Origin of the sequence: Bifidobacterium jacchi (assembly GCF_009078285.1) — a bacterium.
In the GTDB taxonomy this organism is placed as follows: Bacteria; Actinomycetota; Actinomycetes; order Actinomycetales; family Bifidobacteriaceae; genus Bifidobacterium; species Bifidobacterium jacchi.
In genome coordinates this window covers 12,735-13,168 of sequence record NZ_RQSP01000007.1, presented here as the reverse complement: position 1 = coordinate 13,168, position 434 = coordinate 12,735, and positions in this window count along the sequence as shown.

Sequence of the window (434 nt, the reverse complement as noted above, 5' to 3'; positions counted from 1 at the left end):
CGGACGGCGATCTAGTCAGTGAGCCGGCCGGACGGGTTGCCGGCTGGGCGGCACGTCTGAGGGGTTCTCAACGGTAGAAATGGACGCTAAGCGCGCTAAGCGTGCGCTCAGCGTCCATTTTGCATTGTGAATCGCAGAAGACGCAGAAGATGTCTTTTCGGTACGGTCTTTTCGGTACTTTCGGTACGGCACTTTGTGTGGTGCCGCATCTTGCGTTCAGAAACCTCGTCGAGGCACCATTCTTAGGGATTTGCCTTGGGTCCGTAGAATCCTTGCACATTAGGATCCTTGCGCTGACCCCGCGCAGTGGTTTCGCGCAACTATTTTTCGGAAAGAGCCCTGAGTTCGTAAAATCCTTGCGCTTAGCCCTGTCCTAGCGCAAGGATTTTACGAAGTTCCCCTTCTTTCCGAGAAATCCTTGCGCTAGCGGCCTT